General features: G+C 66.3%; 14 protein-coding genes and 1 riboswitch. Of the genes, 4 read left to right on the top strand and 10 right to left on the bottom strand.

Annotation, left to right across the window (positions count from 1 at the left end; genetic code table 11):
• Positions 1–203: 203 nt before the first annotated feature.
• Positions 204–1,559, bottom strand: coding sequence for a lipopolysaccharide biosynthesis protein (locus VGV07_RS22035; protein ID WP_326870886.1), 1,356 nt, complete (start codon positions 1,557–1,559; stop codon positions 204–206).
• Between the two features lie 235 nt (positions 1,560–1,794).
• On the opposite strand from VGV07_RS22035, the gene VGV07_RS22030 reads away from it, so the two are divergent.
• Both VGV07_RS22030 and VGV07_RS22025 read left to right on the top strand, forming a co-directional pair.
• A complete protein-coding gene (locus tag VGV07_RS22030) occupies positions 1,795–6,570 on the top strand; it encodes an NAD-glutamate dehydrogenase (RefSeq protein WP_326870885.1) in 4,776 nt (1,591 codons plus the stop codon).
• A gap of 17 nt (positions 6,571–6,587) precedes the next feature.
• Entirely contained in the window at positions 6,588–6,794 is a 207-nt protein-coding gene (locus tag VGV07_RS22025) for a hypothetical protein (protein WP_326870884.1), read from the top strand.
• Here the strand turns inward: VGV07_RS22025 and purH are convergent.
• The 4 genes from purH to htpX all read right to left on the bottom strand — a co-directional run bounded on the left by purH (position 6,791) and on the right by htpX (position 12,523).
• Positions 6,791–8,377 carry a bifunctional phosphoribosylaminoimidazolecarboxamide formyltransferase/IMP cyclohydrolase gene (purH, locus tag VGV07_RS22020; RefSeq protein ID WP_326870883.1) on the bottom strand — a complete coding sequence of 529 codons (1,587 nt, stop codon included), beginning with the start codon at positions 8,375–8,377 and terminating at the stop codon, positions 6,791–6,793. The genes VGV07_RS22025 and purH overlap by 4 nt on opposite strands.
• Before the next feature lie 18 nt (positions 8,378–8,395).
• Positions 8,396–8,477: riboswitch (ZMP/ZTP riboswitch) on the bottom strand.
• A gap of 40 nt (positions 8,478–8,517) precedes the next feature.
• Entirely contained in the window at positions 8,518–10,152 is a 1,635-nt protein-coding gene (locus VGV07_RS22015; protein ID WP_326870882.1) for a heparinase II/III family protein, read from the bottom strand.
• Positions 10,153–10,232: 80 nt separating this feature from the next.
• Positions 10,233–11,531 carry an RsmB/NOP family class I SAM-dependent RNA methyltransferase gene (locus tag VGV07_RS22010; protein WP_326870881.1) on the bottom strand — a complete coding sequence of 433 codons (1,299 nt, stop codon included), beginning with the start codon at positions 11,529–11,531 and terminating at the stop codon, positions 10,233–10,235.
• Positions 11,532–11,536: 5 nt separating this feature from the next.
• Positions 11,537–12,523: a zinc metalloprotease HtpX gene (gene htpX, locus VGV07_RS22005; protein ID WP_326870880.1), complete on the bottom strand. Its 987-nt coding sequence runs from the start codon at positions 12,521–12,523 to the stop codon at positions 11,537–11,539.
• Positions 12,524–12,618: 95 nt separating this feature from the next.
• Between htpX and VGV07_RS22000 the strand changes: the two genes are divergently transcribed.
• Both VGV07_RS22000 and VGV07_RS21995 read left to right on the top strand, forming a co-directional pair.
• Positions 12,619–12,810: a DUF1674 domain-containing protein gene (locus VGV07_RS22000; protein WP_326870879.1), complete on the top strand. Its 192-nt coding sequence runs from the start codon at positions 12,619–12,621 to the stop codon at positions 12,808–12,810.
• Positions 12,811–12,819: 9 nt separating this feature from the next.
• Positions 12,820–13,098 carry a hypothetical protein gene (locus tag VGV07_RS21995; protein ID WP_326870878.1) on the top strand — a complete coding sequence of 93 codons (279 nt, stop codon included), beginning with the start codon at positions 12,820–12,822 and terminating at the stop codon, positions 13,096–13,098.
• Positions 13,099–13,114: 16 nt separating this feature from the next.
• On the opposite strand, the gene VGV07_RS21990 is transcribed toward VGV07_RS21995, so the two are convergent.
• The 5 genes from VGV07_RS21990 to tsaD form a co-directional block, all read right to left on the bottom strand.
• On the bottom strand, positions 13,115–13,444 hold the full coding sequence (locus tag VGV07_RS21990; RefSeq protein WP_326870877.1) for a DUF1761 domain-containing protein: 330 nt from the start codon (positions 13,442–13,444) through the stop codon (positions 13,115–13,117).
• Between the two features lie 97 nt (positions 13,445–13,541).
• Positions 13,542–13,967 carry an EVE domain-containing protein gene (locus VGV07_RS21985; RefSeq protein WP_326870876.1) on the bottom strand — a complete coding sequence of 142 codons (426 nt, stop codon included), beginning with the start codon at positions 13,965–13,967 and terminating at the stop codon, positions 13,542–13,544.
• 7 nt (positions 13,968–13,974) lie between these two features.
• Positions 13,975–14,268, bottom strand: a complete 294-nt coding sequence (locus VGV07_RS21980) for a YciI family protein (RefSeq protein ID WP_326870875.1) — start codon at positions 14,266–14,268, stop codon at positions 13,975–13,977.
• The gene (locus VGV07_RS21975) at positions 14,265–15,230 is read right to left on the bottom strand and encodes an NAD(P)H-dependent glycerol-3-phosphate dehydrogenase (protein ID WP_326870874.1); all 966 of its coding nucleotides are present in this window, start codon (positions 15,228–15,230) and stop codon (positions 14,265–14,267) included. Before VGV07_RS21975 ends, VGV07_RS21980 begins: the two co-directional genes overlap by 4 nt.
• Positions 15,220–16,278 (bottom strand): tRNA (adenosine(37)-N6)-threonylcarbamoyltransferase complex transferase subunit TsaD, encoded by a 1,059-nt coding sequence (gene tsaD, locus VGV07_RS21970; RefSeq protein WP_326870873.1) that lies wholly within the window; start codon positions 16,276–16,278, stop codon positions 15,220–15,222. Before tsaD ends, VGV07_RS21975 begins: the two co-directional genes overlap by 11 nt.
• Between the last annotated feature and the right edge of the window lie 47 nt (positions 16,279–16,325).

The raw sequence follows: 16,325 nt of genomic DNA, 5'->3' as shown, positions 1-16,325 counted from the left end.
GTCACCTCGTGGACCAGGTGGCGATCAATGTAAATAAGGCTGGTCCCATCCTCGTTGTTGGAAACAAGGTGATCGTCCCAGATCTTATCGTACAGAGTTCTGCCGGCCATTTTTGCTGGAGGTTCCACTCGGGGGTTAAGGAGTAACGGGGGGTTCTAAGCCCCGCTCACATGTCAGGTCAAGGTTGGCAGAGCGCGCCGGGGTTACAAGGGTGCCATGCGTTGGGGTGCCTCGGACAGGCCGCGCACCCGGAAGGCGCCGAGCAGCGTGGTGTCGATGCCGATATGGCGGCGGTTCCAGCGAGCAATAGCCAGTTGCGCCACGGCGCGCGACAGGGCGTTCACCGCGGCGGCGCCGATCAGCCCGAAAAGCGGGATCACCATGAGTTCGAGCAACAGACCCACCAGCATGATGGCGCCCCAGATCCGCACATAGTCGCGCTCGTGCCCGGTCATCATCATGACGATGCGCGAGGGTCCGGTGGCGGCATCGAAGAGGAGGCCAATGCTGAGCAGGATCAGTACCCAGTAGCCGGCGGTCGAGTGATCGCCGAACAGGGCCAGGATCTGGTTGCCGAAGACCAGGTAGCCGAGGAACACCACCAGCGAAAAGGCGAAACCGGCCCAGGCGCACAAAGCCGTGATCGCCTGCGCCTGCTTCATTTCGCCGGCGTGGTAGTGCCGCGACACCATCGGCGCCACCACCAGGGTGATGGCGAACATGAACAGGGTGAGGAGGCCCGCTGTCCGAAACGCATTGAAGTAGATGCCGGCGGCCTCGGCGGTGACCAAGAGGCCAATGAAGATGGTGTCCATGTTGAGCGCGGCGGAATCGATCACCGTGCCGATGAGGAACCAGCGGCTCGCCGTGCCGTGTTCGCGCCAATAGGGGCGAAGCGTCGAAAAACCCGGCGCGATCTCATAACGGCGGGAACGGGCGAGGGCATATTGCAACGCCAGCGCCACGGCCAGCAGCGCCGATGTCAGCAGCAGCGCCTGCCAGCCGGCGAGCGGTGCGCCAAGCGCGAACAATGCGACGATGGCGAGCGGTGTCAGCACCCGCCAGAGCAGGTCGCGCGGCGCCAGCGCCGTCCATACCGAGCCCTGGGCCCGCAATGCCGACGACCAGTACTCGGCGAAGGCCATCGGCAGGATCAATGCAGCGGCGGCATAAAGATGCCAGGTGGCTCCGGCGACCAATCCCGCAGTGGCGGCTCCGGCGATGGTGAGGGCCGTGAGGACCAGACCGGCGATGAGGGTCAGAGCGCCGCCTGAGCGGAGTGCCGACAGCGCCTGGTCGTGGCGACCGGCCACCTCCTCCTCCGGCCAGTAACGGAGGATGGCGGTCTGCTGGCCCATCGAGGCGCCAATAGCGAGGATGGTGGCAAGGCTCAGTCCGAAGGCGAAGTAGCCGTACTCGGCGGCGCCCATGGTGCGCGAGAGCACCACGTACATCAGGTAGGTCAGCCCGGCCGTCGCAACCTTGATCAGCAGCGATGCCAGCGACCGGCTGAGGCCGGTGCGCAGCAGGGCGCGGAGATCGGAGGAGGCGTTGGTCATGGCGGGCCGTCGAGGAAGAACCGATCGACTATGGCAGCGGGATGCTCACAAGGTCTTACCGTCATCGTCTTGTGTTGTGGCCACTCGACAACAGAGGCGGCCGGACGCAGAGTTCGGCTCTGGAGCGTTTAACCGTTTCGTTGAACCGCTCTCAGGCTTTGATTTTGTCGCGCTTTCGAACCGGAAAAGTCTGCAACTTTTCCTGAAAACGCTGTAGGGGGACGGGAGTCAGGCGATGAACGAGGCGGCGGCTGTCGATACGCGTGCGAAACTGATCGCGCGGGCAGAGGGCTACCAGTCGTCGGAGCCGAGTTTCGCGCGCTTCCTCAAGGCAGTGGCCGAGGCGACGGACCCCGAAGACCTGGCAATCTATCAAGCCGAGGCGCTGGAGGCGACGTTCCGCAAATCCTACGGTCGGCTGGGGAAGCGCGAGCTGGCGAGCCACAATGTCTACGTGGTGCCGCCGGAGCAGCCGGGCGGGCTCGAGATCGTCGAGGTGTTCTCGGCCGACATGCCGTTCATCGTCGACAGCGTGCTCGCGGCAATCCGCGCGCGTGGCGGGGTAATCCGCTTCATCACCCATCCAGTGCTGCAGTTCGACCCCGCGACCTACCGGGTGCTGGATGTGCCGACGCCGGGGAGCCGGCTCGAGAGTTTCCTTCACATCGAGATCGAGCCGCTCGCAGATATTGCGGTGCGCGAGGCACTGAAGGGCGAGATCGACGACACGCTGACTGATGTAGGCCGGGCCGTCGCCGGCTGGCGGCCGATGCTGGCGCGGGTGAAGAAGGCGATGGCGGATTGGCACGCCCACGCGCCCAAGGCGCCGCCGGCGCAGGTCGCCGAAGCCATGCATTTCCTCGGCTGGCTGGCCGAGCACAATTTCACTTTCCTCGGCATGCGCGAATACAGGCTCGAGCCGACACAGGCGGTCGACGGCGTCGCCATGCCGGCGAAGCTCGTGCCGGTGCACGACAGCGGGCTGGGCATACTGGAAGACCCGAACGTGTTGTTCCTGCGCTCCGGTCCCAACTATGTCGAGATGACGGAGCAGCACTTCGCCTTCCTCGAAGAGCCGGCGCCGATCATGGTCACCAAGGCCAATATCCGCTCGCGGGTACATCGGCGCGCCTACATGGATTATGTCGGGGTGAAGCTCTACGATCGCGAGGGCGCCATCTCGGGCGAGCTGCGCATCCTCGGGCTCTTCACCTCGATGTCTTTGGCAACGCCAAACACCGACGTGCCGCTGATCAGGAAGAAGATTACCGAGGTGCTGCGCGAGGCCGGGCAGGATCCGCAGAGCCATGCCGGCAAGGCGCTGATGAATGCGCTCGACACTTTCCCGCGCGACGAGCTGTTTCAGATTTTCGAGCCGCAGCTCCATGAGTTCGCCACCATTATCGCGAGCCTCGTCGACCGGCCGCGGGTGCGGGTGCTGAGCCGCATCGACCGCTTCGACAACTTCGTCTCGGTGCTCGTGTTCGTGCCGCGCGACCGCTACGATTCCGATGTGCGGGCGGTGATCGGCAGCTACCTTGCCGAAGTCTACGAAGGGCGGGTTTCGGCGTTCTACCCGAGCTTCCCCGAGGGCGAGCTGGTCCGGGTGCATTTCATCATCGGGCGCAATGGCGGGGTGACGCCGACACCGAGCCGCGACGAGCTGGAGCAGGGGGTGGCGGAGCGCATCCGCACCTTCGGCGACCGGCTGGTTGCCGCCGCGCCCGATTCTGCGGCCATTGCCGACTATCTCGAGGCCTTCCCGCCCGACTACCAGGCGGTGCATTCGGCCGAAGCGGCGCTCGGCGACATCGCGGTGATCCGGCTGCTGCCGGACGAGCGGGCGATTGCGCTCAGGCTCGGCGGGCGCGAAGGCCGCAGCGCCATGGGGCTCAAGGTTTACCATCAGGGTAGCCCGATCGCGCTCAGCGACCGGGTGCCGATGCTGGAGAATTTCGGCTTCCGGGTGATCGATGAGGACACTTTTACGGTCAAGCCGCTGCACGGCGCCGAGACCTATGTGCACGACATGCTGCTCGAGACCGACGACGGGCTCGATCTCGGCGACCGAGCGCTGGGCGAGAAGATCGAGACCGCCATCCTCGCGGTGTGGCGGCGCGAGGCAGAGAGTGACGGGCTCAACCAGCTGACGCTGAAGGCCGGCTTGAGCTGGGACGATGTCGAAGTGCTGAGGGCGCTGACCCGCTACCTCAAGCAGGTCGGCATTCCCTATTCACGCGATTACCTCAACACGGTGATGGCGCGTCACGCCGATGTGTCGGCGGCGCTGGTCATGCTGTTCCATGCCGAGAACGATCCGCACTTCACTGGTGACCGCAAGCGCGTCACCGCGGAGGCACACAACACCATCGCAGCGGCGGTCGAGGCCACCACCTCGCTCGACGAGGACCGAATTTTGAGGCGCTATCTCAACCTCACCGAGGCGGTGGTGCGCACCAATGCCTATCAGCGCGACCAGTCCGGGGCGCGGCGGCCGGCGCTGGCGCTGAAATTCGACTGTGCGAAGGTCGAGGCGTTACCGGAGCCCAGACCCTATCGCGAGATTTTCGTCTACTCGCCGCGCGTCGAGGGGCTGCACCTGCGCTTCGGGCCGATCGCCCGCGGCGGCTTGCGCTGGTCGGACCGGCCGGAGGATTTCCGCACCGAGGTGCTGGGGCTGGTCAAGGCGCAGCAGGTGAAGAACGCCATCATCGTGCCGGTGGGAGCGAAGGGCGCGTTCGTGCCCAAGCAGACGCCGCTCGGAGCCGACCGCGAGACACAGCTGCGCGAAGGGACGGTCTGCTACAAGATCTTCGTTTCGACGCTGCTCGATGTCACCGACAACCTCGAGCTCGACGTCGTGGTGCCGCCGCCCGACGTGATCCGGCGCGATGGCGACGACCCGTACCTGGTGGTGGCGGCCGACAAGGGCACGGCGAGCTTTTCCGATACCGCCAACGCCATCGCGGTGGATCGCGACTTCTGGCTGGGCGACGCCTTCGCTTCGGGCGGCTCGGCCGGCTACGACCACAAGAAGATGGGGATCACGGCGCGGGGCGGCTGGGAGGCGGTGAAGCGGCATTTCCGCGAACTCGACCGTGACATCCAGGCAACGCCATTCACCGTGGTTGGTGTCGGCGACATGAGCGGCGACGTGTTCGGCAACGCCATGCTGCTGTCGCCTCAGACGCGGCTGATCGCGGCGTTCGACCATCGCGACATCTTCATCGACCCGGATCCCGATCCGACGGTCAGCCTCGCCGAGCGGCGGCGATTGTTCGAGCTGCCGCGTTCGAGCTGGCAGGACTACAACCCGGAACTGCTGAGTAAGGGCGGCGGGGTCTATCCGCGCAGCGTCAAGACGGTGCCGCTGTTCGCCGAAGCGCGCAAGGCGCTGGGGCTCAACTCCGACGCGGTCACGCCCAACGACGTCATCCGCGCCATCCTCAAGGCGCAGGTCGATCTGCTCTGGTTCGGCGGCATCGGCACCTATGTACGGGCCAGCGGCGAAACCGAGGCGCAGGCCGGCGACAAGGCGAACGATGCGGTGCGCATCACCGGCGGCGAGATCGGGGCGCTGGTGGTGGGCGAGGGCGCTAACCTCGGGGTGACGCAGCTCGGCCGGGTCGAGTACGCGCTGAAAGGCGGGCGGATCAACACCGATGCGATCGACAACTCGGCGGGGGTGAACTCGTCGGACCTCGAGGTGAACATCAAGATCGCGCTCGGTGCGCTGACCCGGACCGGACAACTGACGACGCAGGTGCGCAACGAGTTCCTCGCCTCGATGACCGACGAGGTCGCGGCGCTGTGCCTCAAGAACAACTACCTGCAGACGCTGGCGCTGAGCGTCGAGGAAGCCCGCGGGCTCGCAGCGTTTCCCGAACACGTGGCGCTGATCGAGGCGCTCGAAGCCTCGGGCGAGTTGCACCGGGCAGTGGAGTTTTTGCCCGACAATGCGGCGCTGCGGCATCGCGCTCAGGGCGGCAAGGGGCTGACCCGGCCGGAATTGGCGGTGCTGCTGGCCTATGCCAAGAACGTCGCCAATGCGGACCTCTCAAAGACCGGCGTGCCCGACGATCCCTATCTGGGGCGCGAACTCTATCGCTATTTCCCCGACCGGCTGATCGAGACGTTCGAAGACACGGTTACCAACCACCGGCTGCGCCGGGAGGTGATCGCCACGGTGCTCAGTAACGCCATGATCAATCGCGGCGGGCCGGGCTTCGTCAACGAGATGATGACGGCATCGAGCGCCGATGCGGGGCAGGTGGCGGCGGCCTATGCGGCGGCGCGCGATGTCTATGGCACGCCCGAACTCAACCGCGACATCGACGGGCTCGACGGTGCCGTGCCGGGCAAGACCCAGCTGACGCTCTACGCCGAGGTGCAGGCGCTGCTGAAGCGCGAAACGCTGTGGTTCCTGCGGAACGGCCGGTTCGATCATGGTCTACGCCCTTTGGTCGATCGCTATCAGGATGGCATCGCACAGGTACGCTCGATGATCGGCGGGCTGGTCGGCAGCTACTTCGAGACGACGATCGGCGAGCGGACAGCACGGCTTGAAACGGCAGGCGTCAGCCGAGACATGGCACGGCGTTTCGCCGAGCTGCCGGTATTGTCGCTCGGCACGGATATCGTCCTGGTAGCGGAACGGACCCGGACGCCAGTGGCGGATACCGCGATCGCCTTCTTCGGGGTGCTCGATACGTTCAAGCTCGGGCGAGTGATCGATGAAGGCAGTGCGATCGTCTTGGCCGACAAGTTCGATCGCATGGCGCTCGACCGGGCGCTGGCCAACCTGCTGCGGGCGCAGCGAGACCTCACCGCCGATGCGCTCGCCACCAATAGTGGCGCGGTGGACACCCGGCTCAAGGCGTGGCGCGCGGCACAGCCCGAGGCGATCGGCCGGGTGGCCGAGGCCGTGCAGGGGTTGACCGAAGGCGAGATGACGGTGTCGCGTTTGAGCGTGGCGGCGGGCTTGCTCGGGGATTTGGCGCGAGCAAGTTGAAGGCGCGATAGTATGGCATGGTGCCCATGCTTGACGATGCCGTAGCGCTAGCTGCGGCGCGCAACTGCCGTGGGCTGCGCCGCAGCGGCATCAGCGTGCGAAAGACCACCGACCTGATCATCGCGAGTTTCTGCATGCTGCATGGGCACCACCTGCTGCACCAAGATCGCGACTTCGATCACTTCGAGCAGCTACTCGGTCTGAAGGTCTTCCGGCCGCGCTAGTGCCGAAAGTGGCGCATCCCGGTCATGATCATGGCGATGCCGGCGGCGTCCGCCGCGTCGATCACTGCCTGGTCGTTCATCGAACCGCCGGGCTGGATCACCGCGGTGGCGCCGGCTTCGACCGCCGCCAGCATGCCGTCGGGGAAGGGGAAGAAGGCGTCCGACGCCACCACCGAGTTTGCGGTGAGCGCGCCCTCGAGGCCGGCAGCTTCGGCGGCGTCGATGGCCTTGCGGTGGGCGACACGGCTCGAATCGAGCCGGCTCATCTGGCCGGCGCCGATGCCGACGGTAGCGCCGTCCCTGACGTAGATGATGGCATTCGACTTGACGTGCTTGGCGACCTTCATGGCGATCTTCAGGTCGCGCAGCTCGGCTTCGGTCGGCTGCTTTTTGGTCACCACCTTGAACTCGGTGTCGTCGACATTACGGTCGTCTCGGCCCTGCACCAAGAGGCCGCCGGCGAGCGACTTGACCGTCAGGCCCGGTGACTTGGGATCGGCAAGTGCGCCGGTGAGCAGCAGGCGGAGGTTTTTCTTGGCGGCAATGATGCGGATCGCTTCCTCGGTGGCGTCGGGGGAGACGATCACCTCGGTGAACACCTTGACGATCTCGGTGGCGGTCGGCCCGTCAATGGTCTGGTTCAGCGCCACGATGCCGCCGAAGGCACTGACGGGGTCGGTGCGGTGGGCCAGCTGGTAGGCCTCGATCAGCGTCTTGCCGATGGCGAAGCCGCAGGGGTTGGCGTGCTTGATGATGGCGACGGCGGGAACGGCCGGGTCGAATTCCGAGACCAGCTCGAAGGCGGCGTCGGTGTCGTTGAGGTTGTTGTAGCTCAGCGCCTTGCCCTGCACCTGGCGCGCGGTGGCGACGCCTGGGCGCTGTTCGCCGGTGGTGTAGAAGGCGGCCCACTGGTGTGGGTTCTCGCCGTAGCGCATCACTTCCTTCAGGTGGCCGGCAAAGGAGCGGTAGGGCATTTCGGCATAGCCGAGGGTGTTGGCAAACCAGCCTGAAATCACCGAGTCGTAGGCAGCGGTGCGGGCATAGGCCTTGGCGGCCAGCCGCTGGCGCAGCTCATACGGCACGCCACCCGAAGTGCGGATGTGCTCGAGCACGGCGTCATAGTCTGATGGGTCGACGATGACGGTGACATAGGCGTGGTTCTTGGCCGCCGAGCGGATCATCGCCGGGCCGCCGATATCGATGTTCTCGATGGTCTCGTCGTAGGACGCGCCCTTGGCGATGGTTTCCTCGAACGGGTAGAGGTTGACCACCACGAGATCGATGGCGCCGATCTGGTGCTCGTCCATCGAGGCTTTGTGAGTAGGGTTGTCGCGCACCGAGAGCAGGCCGCCATGCACCTTGGGGTGCAGGGTCTTCACCCGGCCATCCATCATCTCGGGGAAGCCGGTGAGATCGGAGATGTCGCGCACCGCGGCGCCGGTTCCGGCGATCAGCTTGTGGGTGCCGCCGGTCGACACCAGCTCGACCCCGAGCTCCGCCAGCCCCTTGGCGAAATCAGCCATCCCGGTCTTGTCGAACACACTGAGAAGGGCGCGCTTGATGGGAATGATGGCGTTGGACATGAGGGCTCCGTCAGGGGTTAAGGGGGCCCAGGCGAGCGGCAGCTGACGTTCGCGTTCCCCGATGGTGGCCCATCTCTTCTCGCCAGTCGCGCGAACGGGGGCCTTATTGCAGAAACGGCCGAGCTTGGAAAGATGGCCGGTCAGTTCTCTTCGAGCGTAAAAATCCAGCTGACTTCGCTGGCGTCAGAGACCAGGGTGTCGAGCACCAGCTGCTTGGTGCGGTGGAAGCCGAAATAGGCGGATTGGCGCACGCTGTCCTCCACCCGCATCTCGGCCCCTTCCCACAGAAAAGTCCAGACGGCGCCAGAGTTGAGGCGCAGCCGGACGAGGTCGTCGGTCAGTTGCACCTCGGTCTGGTGGGCGAGGTGGAAGCGGATGGCAGCAGCGCCGGAGACGCGGCTGCGGTGGCGCACGAAGCGATCCTGCCCGACCAGAGTCTTGCCCTCGGCGAGCAGTGTCAGATGCCGCTCGAGGGTGACGCCGAAGCGCTCGGCATAGCCGTGCGAGGTGATGATCAGCGTGGCGTCGGCGCTGCGCGCCTCGATTTCACTGGGGCGGCCGAGCTGGATCAGGCGTCCGGCCAGCGGTCCGGACGGCGCGATCGCCGCCGCGGACTGGGCGTTGATGGTGGGCGCGGAATGGGCGATGCCCTGCCGGAACAGCAGCGCGTCGTCATAATCGGACGGGGCCGGCCCGCAATTGCAGACCACCAGGTCGCGGCCATGGCTGAACTCGAAGGCCATGGCGCTGGCATGGGCGTGGGCGGTGAACTCAGGATCGGCGACGAGCCCGGAATCGGCGACGACGATGGAGCGGCCGGCGATCAGGCGGCCATAGCCGCCGGCGGTGCCGGTCTGGCGGGCACGAGCCGCGCTTTGCGCCTGGATCGCGACGATCAGATCGTGCGGCATCTGGCCGGTGCCGTTGAAATAGGCGGGCTCGCCGGTGCCAAGCGAGATGGCGTCGAGCGCCCGATGCATGCTCTCGGTCAGCTCTTCGAGGTCGCGCGAGGCCTGCTCGTGATCGCGTCGCAGCGCCAGCTTGATGGTGATGAGCTCGATCAGGAGCTGAATCTGGATCTTGGCCGAGCGGGTGCGGTGCAGCCCATCCTCGTCGATCTGGGTGTCGACGAGGTTGAGTACGTGGCGAACCCGCGCTTCGACCTCGGCGTTGGAACGGTCGGAGCAGAGTGCGACGCCGACCAGGGCGATGGCGACCAGCAGCGCATCCACCGGATCGGTTGCCAGCAGGGCGCGGATTTTCAGGGACGAGATCTGGGTGGAGAGCGAGCGGGCGATCTGCTGGGTCTGCTCGGGCGAGGCGCCCTCGACCAGCAGGTTGTAGTGGCGCAGCCAGTTGAGCACGCGGCGCGCAGTGAGCGCCGGCCCCCAGCTGTCGCGGTTGAAATGGCCCTCGCGCCCGATCCAGTCGAGCGTCATGGTGCGGGCGAAGCGCCGCTCCTCGTCGGTACGCGCATCGCGGAAATGGCGAAGCCAGGCAAAGGCCTGCAGGTCGTCCTGCCAGTCGTCGTGATCGACCTCGAGCGAGAATGGCGAGACGCCGTGGGTGTCGACCAGCTTCGACGCCAGCAGGTAGCGGCCCTGCATCATCTCGAGGATGGTTTCGCGGTCGGTGGGGCGGAACTCGGCGAGGGCGCCGATCAGGTCGTCGTTGCTCGGGCCGGTCCAGGTCCAGCGGATCAGCGGATTGGTGACGATGTGATCGGCCGCGGACAGCATGGTGCGGCGTGCGAGGAAACGCAGCGAATGTGCCAAGTCTACGTCCTCACATACGTTTGGCCGGCGGGCTCTGATAGGCCCGCGCGGGCGACTTGCCAATAGCGGGTGACACTATCCTAGCGGCGCCGGAAGCGCGCAACGAAGAACCCGTCGAGGGTGCCGCCCTTTTCCCCAGGAACCAGCATGCCGGGGTGGGTGCGGACGAATCCCTCTGGGGTGATGGCCTCGGGGAGGCCGGGCAGTTCGTCGGCGCCAACGGAATCGGCCACGACGTCATCACGGGCAGCGAGCCAGCGGGCCTGCTCCTCGCCCTCGCCGGGTTCCAGCGAGCAGACGCAGTAAACCAGCACGCCACCGGGAGTGAGCCACCCTAGGGCGCGCTCGATGAACCGGCGCTGAAGGGCGACCCGCCCGGCGATGTCCGCCGTGCTGCGGTGCCAGATCACCTCGGGATGCCGGCGAAAGGTGCCGGTGGCCGAGCAGGGCGCATCGAGCAGGATGCCGTCGAACTTCTGAGCCGGTTCCCAGGCCAGCGCATCGGCGGTGACGATCTCGGGCGACATGGCGAGGCGCGCAAAGTTCTGCGACATGCGGGCGACGCGGTCGGGCTCGTTGTCGATGGCGGTGACGGCATAGCCGGCATTGACCAACTGGGCGGTCTTGCCGCCCGGCGCAGCACAGAGATCGAGCACGCGGGTGCCGGGGGCGAGCTTCAGCAAGCGCGCCGGAATGGCGGCGGCAGCATCCTGCACCCACCAGCGGCCGGTCTCGAAGCCGGGGAGCGCCTCGACCGGACGGTCGCGCTCGTCGATGCGGACGGTATCGGCGAGCAGCGGCGCGGCGCCGAGCTCGTCGATCAATTGCGGTTCAACCGCCTTGAGCGTCAGGTCGAGCGGCGCGCCGTCGAGCAGGGCGCCGGCAAAATCCTCGAGCGCATCCTCGCCATAGGTGTCGCGCCACAGCGGCCCGAGCGTTTCGGGGAACAGCGCCTGGTAGGGCAGGTGGCGCAGGGCATGCGCCTCGCCCTGGGCGCGGCGCAGCACGGCGTTCATCAACTTCGAGAGATGCTGGCTGCGGGTGTCGCGCTTGCTGGCTTCGACAGCAAGGAAGATGGCGCTGTGGTCGCCCAATTCGGGCAGGAACACCAGGTGGGCGAGGCTGAGCCTGAGGATCGCCTCGAACGGTCCGGATTTCTTCGGGATGCCGCGGTCGAGGAAGCGCGCGATCATCAGGTTGAGCTGGCCGTGGCGACGCAACGACACCGTCACCAGCCGGTTGGCCAGCGCGCGGTCGCGACCGTCCTCGATCTCCGATTGCGAAAAAGGGGCGAAGTTCGCCCCCTTGAGTACCTGATCGAGCCGTTCGGCTGCGAGCAGCCTCAGCTTCAGTCCAGGCGGGTGTTTCTGTTTCTTCAACGAGCTCAGCCCCAGGGTCCGCGCGAGCTATTGCCATTCTCGCTCGAGCCTGTCGAGGGGACGCGCCAGCCACCGCCGGTATTGCGGGGGATGTTATCGCCGGTCGCCGGCTGCGGTGCGGGGCGGCGACCGGTGCGGTCGACCTGCATTTCGCCGGCGATGCGCTGCAGCTGGGCGATACGATTCTCGACATTGGGGTGGGTCGAGAACAGGTTATCCATGCGCTGCCCATTGAGCGGGTTGAAGATGTACATGTGAGCCTGCGCCGGGTTGCGCTCGGCCGGCACATTGACCGTGCGCTGCGCCAGCTGGCTGATCTTGTTGAGCGCCGAAGCAAGCGCCAGCGGGTCGTCGGAGATCTCGGCGCCGTCCTTGTCGGCCTCATATTCGCGGGTACGGCTCACTGCCATCTGCACCAGAGCCGCGGCGATGGGAGCCACGATCACCGCGATCAGCACGCCGATCGGGCCGAGCGGGTTGTCGCGCGAGTTGCCGCCGCCGAAGAACAGGCCGAACTGCGCCAGCATCGAGATGGCGCCGGCAATGGTGGCGGTCATCGTCATGGTCAGCGTGTCGCGGCTGCGGATATGGGCCAGTTCATGCGCCACCACCGCCGCGACTTCACGCGGCTCGAGGTAACGCAGCAGCCCGGCCGAGACGGCCACCGCGGCGTTCTGCGGGTTCCGGCCGGTGGCGAAGGCGTTGGGCTGCTCGGTGTTGATGACATAGAGCTTCGGCATCGGGATGCCGGCCCGCTGGGCCAGGGCCGCGACGGTATTGTGGAGGTCGGGCTGGGTGCGCGGGTCGACTTCGACGGCGTTCTGCATCCGCAGCACCATCTTGTCCGAGTTCCAGTAGGCGAACAGGTTGGTGAGCGCAGCAATGATGAAAGCGATCCACATGCCGCCGGTGCCGCCGACGAAGTAACCGACCGCCATGAAGATGGCGGTGAGGACAGCGAGCAGGACCGAAGTGCGGAGGAAGTTGAGCATTGCCGTTAAGTCTTGTACCTCGTGAGCGTCTGAACTGAAAAGAACATGGGATGGCGTGGGGTTCCCCACAAGGACCATGTCGAAACGGTAATCTTATGGACGACACCCCACAAGCCAAGCCCCCGCTCAGCCCCGCCGCGCAGCGCGCGCTCGACGAAGCCGCGGCACGCCGCGCCGAAATCGACGAAAAGGCTGCCGCCGGCAAACGCGAAAAAGGCGGCCGCGGCGGGCTCGACCCGGCCCGCTACGGCGACTGGGAAATCAAGGGCCTGACGGCGGACTTTTGACGAGGTTACATGAGCGAGAACAAGGCTCGTAAGTCTGAACTCCCTCTCAGCCTCGAAGGGAGGCAGACGGCTATCAAGAGGTTGCGTGAGATTTTCGGCGGCTCGATGCCGGCCGATTTTCAAGTTCGACCGCGAGGAAGCAAACTCTCGCAGCAAGGACGGCAGCACGGCCAGCTGATCGCCGGCCGCCTGCGGATCGTCAATCCGTTCCTTCAGGCCGCCGGCACCGCGGGGCCGCCGAACAGGCCGATGACGATGCCCTGGATCACCAGCACCGCCAGAGCGTAGCCGCCGTCGATGGCGGTCAGCCGCAGGGCAGGCCCTGATAGCGATGGTTGAGGATCAGGAAGGTAAGCACGAACCCGGCCCACATGTGCACGCCGGCGAGAATGCCGTTCCACAGGTCGGTCGAGCCGAACAGCGCCGGCGTGATCAGCGCGATGAAGTAGGCTGTCACCAGCTGCACCGCGAAGCCCCAGGCGAAAGGCGTCCAATCGGCAGCGTCGAGTTGTTCCCTGGTCTTGCCGATGGCGCTCAGCCACTGCTTGCCGAGCACGTTGTACCAGATGGCGCCAAATCCCATGCTGGCGACGGCAGCGACGACAATCGCCAGCCAGTTGACGGCAAAATGCATGATCGATCCCCCTCCCGCTTTGTGCGGAACCCGAACTTACGGCGATTTGGGGGATTTGGGGAGATGGCCAGCGCGCTGGCCATCTCAAAGCGCGGGTCTACAGACCGCCCATCTTGCAGATCAGCTTCCACTCCGCCTCGGTCACTGGCGAGACCGACAGGCGGGAGAGCTTCACCAGCGCCATGTCGGCGAGCTCGGGGGTCTTTTTGATGGTTTCGAGCGTCACAGGCTTCGGCAACTTTTTCACCGGCAGCACGTCGACGCACTCCCAGACGATCTTGCCCTTGTCGTTCGGTTCGGCGGTGGAATCGGGATGGGCCAAGGCCACCACCTTGATGATGCCGACGATCTCCTTGCCGATGTTGGAGTGGTAGAAGAACGCCTCGTCGCCGAGCTGCATTGCCTTCATGTTGTTGCGCGCGGTGTAGTTGCGCACACTGTGCCACTCCTCGGGAACGCCGCGCGCCACCACGTCATCGTAGGAATTGACGTCGGGTTCCGATTTCATCAGCCAGTAGGCCATCGCCGCCTCACTTGTTGGTATTGTTGATCCCGAGATGCCAGCGCTTGATGGTGATCTGGTCGAACACGCCGTTCACCACGAACGGATCGCTGTTGAAGATCGCCTGCGCAGCCTCGAGGTTCTCGGCTTCGATCACCACGATCGAGCCGGTCATGTCTCCATTGTCGTCGAGGAACGGGCCGGCCAGCACCAAGCGGCTGCCGAGGCTATCGAGATGCTTCAAATGTTCCGGGCGCACTTCCTGGCGGCGGGCAAGGCCGTTGGGCCGGTCATGCGCGATCAAGGCATAAAGCAAAGTCATTCCTCCCGTTTGAGCGGCCGCGACATGAGGCCCGCTACGATATCTGCAATGGTGGTGGTGCCGCCGAGCAAGAGGTTTACCGCATCGATCAGCGGGGCGTCGATCAGCAGTTGGTCGGCCAGCTGCTTCGCTACCGGTGCGGTGAGCGCCCCTTCGGCGAGCTCGGAACCCGGGCTCTCGCCACGGCCGAGGCTCACGCCGTAGCGGTAGTTGCGCGACTGCGTCGAGGTGCAGCTCAGCGTCAGGTCGCCGAGGCCCGCGAGGCCGGTGAGGGTCGAGGCGCTGCCGCCCATGCGGACGACGAGGCGGGTGAGTTCGGCGAAAGCCCGGGCCAGCAGCGCCGCGCGGGCCGAGGCGCCGAGGCCTGCGCCATCGACGGCGCCGCAGGCGAGCGCGTAGACGTTCTTCAGCGCCCCGGCGAGCTCGACGCCAAGCCGGTCGTCTGCGGCGTAGAGCCGGAAGGTCGGGCCGGCAAGGGCAGCGGCAATCGCCGAGGTTTCCGCTGGGTCGTCACCGGCAAGGGTGACGGCGGTGGGGCGGCCGGCGGCGACGTCGGCGGCGAAGCTCGGCCCGCTCAGCACATAGGGGATGGCGGTCGGCGAAACGTCGGCGAGCACCTCGCTCTGCCGCTGCAGGGTACCGTGCTCGAGACCCTTGGCGGTGAGCACCACCGGCAGGTGCGCGAGGGCGGCGGCGATCGGCTTGAGCGCGGCGCGGCTCGCCTGCGCCGGCACGGCGAGGATCACCAGGTCGGCATCGGGGAACTCGAGCGCACCGGTGATGCGGTCGGACAACTGCTGGTTGCCGAGATGCGCGCTGTTGCGCCGGTTGCGGTTGATGTCATCGATCGCCGTGGGGTCGCGGCCGACCAGCGTCACGGTGCGACCGGCAATAGCAGCGGCCTGTGCCAGCGCAGTGCCCCAGGCGCCGGCTCCGACCACGGCGATGCGCTCAAGCGCCATGGCTCAGCCTCATGTCGGCGCTATCGAGCGGCCAGCGCGCCTTGGCGGCGACATCGAGCGGGTCGGCGGCGCCGAGCGCCAGCCGTTCCGCTCCAGCCCAGGCGACCATGGCGCCATTGTCGGTGCAAAGCGGGATCGGCGGGATGATCAGCATGGCGCCGGCCTTGTCAGCCGCATCCCGCAGGGCCGCGCCGATTGCCTTGTTGGCGGCAACTCCGCCGGCAACCACCAGCCGCGGCGGCTGGCCGGGGAGCTCGGTGGCGTATCGTGCGAGCGCCGAGCGGGCGCGAACCGCGACGATCTCGGCCACGGTGCGCTGGAAGCTGGCGCAGATATCGGCGACATCCCGGTCGGTCAGCGGCGCCTGCTGCTCGGCGGCAAGGCGGACGGCTGTCTTCAATCCGGAAAAGGAGAAATCGAGCCGATCTTCCTTGAGCAGCGGCTTGGGAAACTTGAAGCGGCGGGCGTCACCCTTGGCCGCCAACTTCTCGACTTCCGGCCCGCCGGGGTTGCCGAGACCGAGGAGCTTGGCCACTTTGTCGAAGGCCTCGCCCAGGGCATCGTCGATGGTGGTGCCCCAGCGCTGATAGTCGCCCACACCCCGCACCAGCACAAACTGGCTGTGCCCGCCTGAGACCAGCAACATCAGGTAAGGGAAGGCGATGCCGTCGGTGAGCCGGGCGGTGAGCGCGTGGGCTTCGAGGTGGTTCACGGCGATCAGCGGTTTCCCCAATGCCGCGGCGATCGCCTTGGCGGTGGTGAGGCCGACCAGCACGCCGCCGATCAGCCCGGGGCCGGCAGTGGCAGCGACGGCATCGACCTCGCTGAGCTTGATGCCGGCGGTCGTCGCGGCTCGCTCGATGATGTGGTCGAGGTGGCTGACATGGGCGCGCGCCGCCAGTTCCGGTACCACGCCGCCATACGGCGCGTGCTCCTCGAGCTGGCTGCGTACGATGTTCGACAGGATGGTCGCATGCCCCGAACTATCGCGCTCGACGATCGAGGCGGCGGTTTCGTCGCAGCTGGTTTCGATGCCGAGCACTCTCATCAAACTTGTCCGCACCCTCTCCAAGGGGTAAGCCCAGCCCGGCTTTG

The organism is Devosia sp., from assembly GCF_035944845.1.
GTDB lineage: Bacteria > Pseudomonadota > Alphaproteobacteria > Rhizobiales > Devosiaceae > Devosia_A.
The sequence above is the reverse complement of the archived record's forward strand: the minus strand, read 5'-3'. Positions and strand labels throughout refer to the sequence as shown.

Coding starts and splice junctions, on each gene's coding strand:
- VGV07_RS22030 (WP_326870885.1), top strand. CDS start 1,795: ATGAACGAGGCGGCGGCTGTCGATACGCGTGCGAAACTGATCGCGCGG.
- tsaD (WP_326870873.1), bottom strand. CDS start 16,278: ATGAGAGTGCTCGGCATCGAAACCAGCTGCGACGAAACCGCCGCCTCG.
- VGV07_RS21980 (WP_326870875.1), bottom strand. CDS start 14,268: ATGACTTTGCTTTATGCCTTGATCGCGCATGACCGGCCCAACGGCCTT.
- purH (WP_326870883.1), bottom strand. CDS start 8,377: ATGTCCAACGCCATCATTCCCATCAAGCGCGCCCTTCTCAGTGTGTTC.
- VGV07_RS21990 (WP_326870877.1), bottom strand. CDS start 13,444: ATGCATTTTGCCGTCAACTGGCTGGCGATTGTCGTCGCTGCCGTCGCC.
- VGV07_RS21975 (WP_326870874.1), bottom strand. CDS start 15,230: ATGGCGCTTGAGCGCATCGCCGTGGTCGGAGCCGGCGCCTGGGGCACT.
- VGV07_RS22035 (WP_326870886.1), bottom strand. CDS start 1,559: ATGACCAACGCCTCCTCCGATCTCCGCGCCCTGCTGCGCACCGGCCTC.
- htpX (WP_326870880.1), bottom strand. CDS start 12,523: ATGCTCAACTTCCTCCGCACTTCGGTCCTGCTCGCTGTCCTCACCGCC.
- VGV07_RS22000 (WP_326870879.1), top strand. CDS start 12,619: ATGGACGACACCCCACAAGCCAAGCCCCCGCTCAGCCCCGCCGCGCAG.
- VGV07_RS22025 (WP_326870884.1), top strand. CDS start 6,588: ATGGTGCCCATGCTTGACGATGCCGTAGCGCTAGCTGCGGCGCGCAAC.
- VGV07_RS21995 (WP_326870878.1), top strand. CDS start 12,820: ATGAGCGAGAACAAGGCTCGTAAGTCTGAACTCCCTCTCAGCCTCGAA.
- VGV07_RS21985 (WP_326870876.1), bottom strand. CDS start 13,967: ATGGCCTACTGGCTGATGAAATCGGAACCCGACGTCAATTCCTACGAT.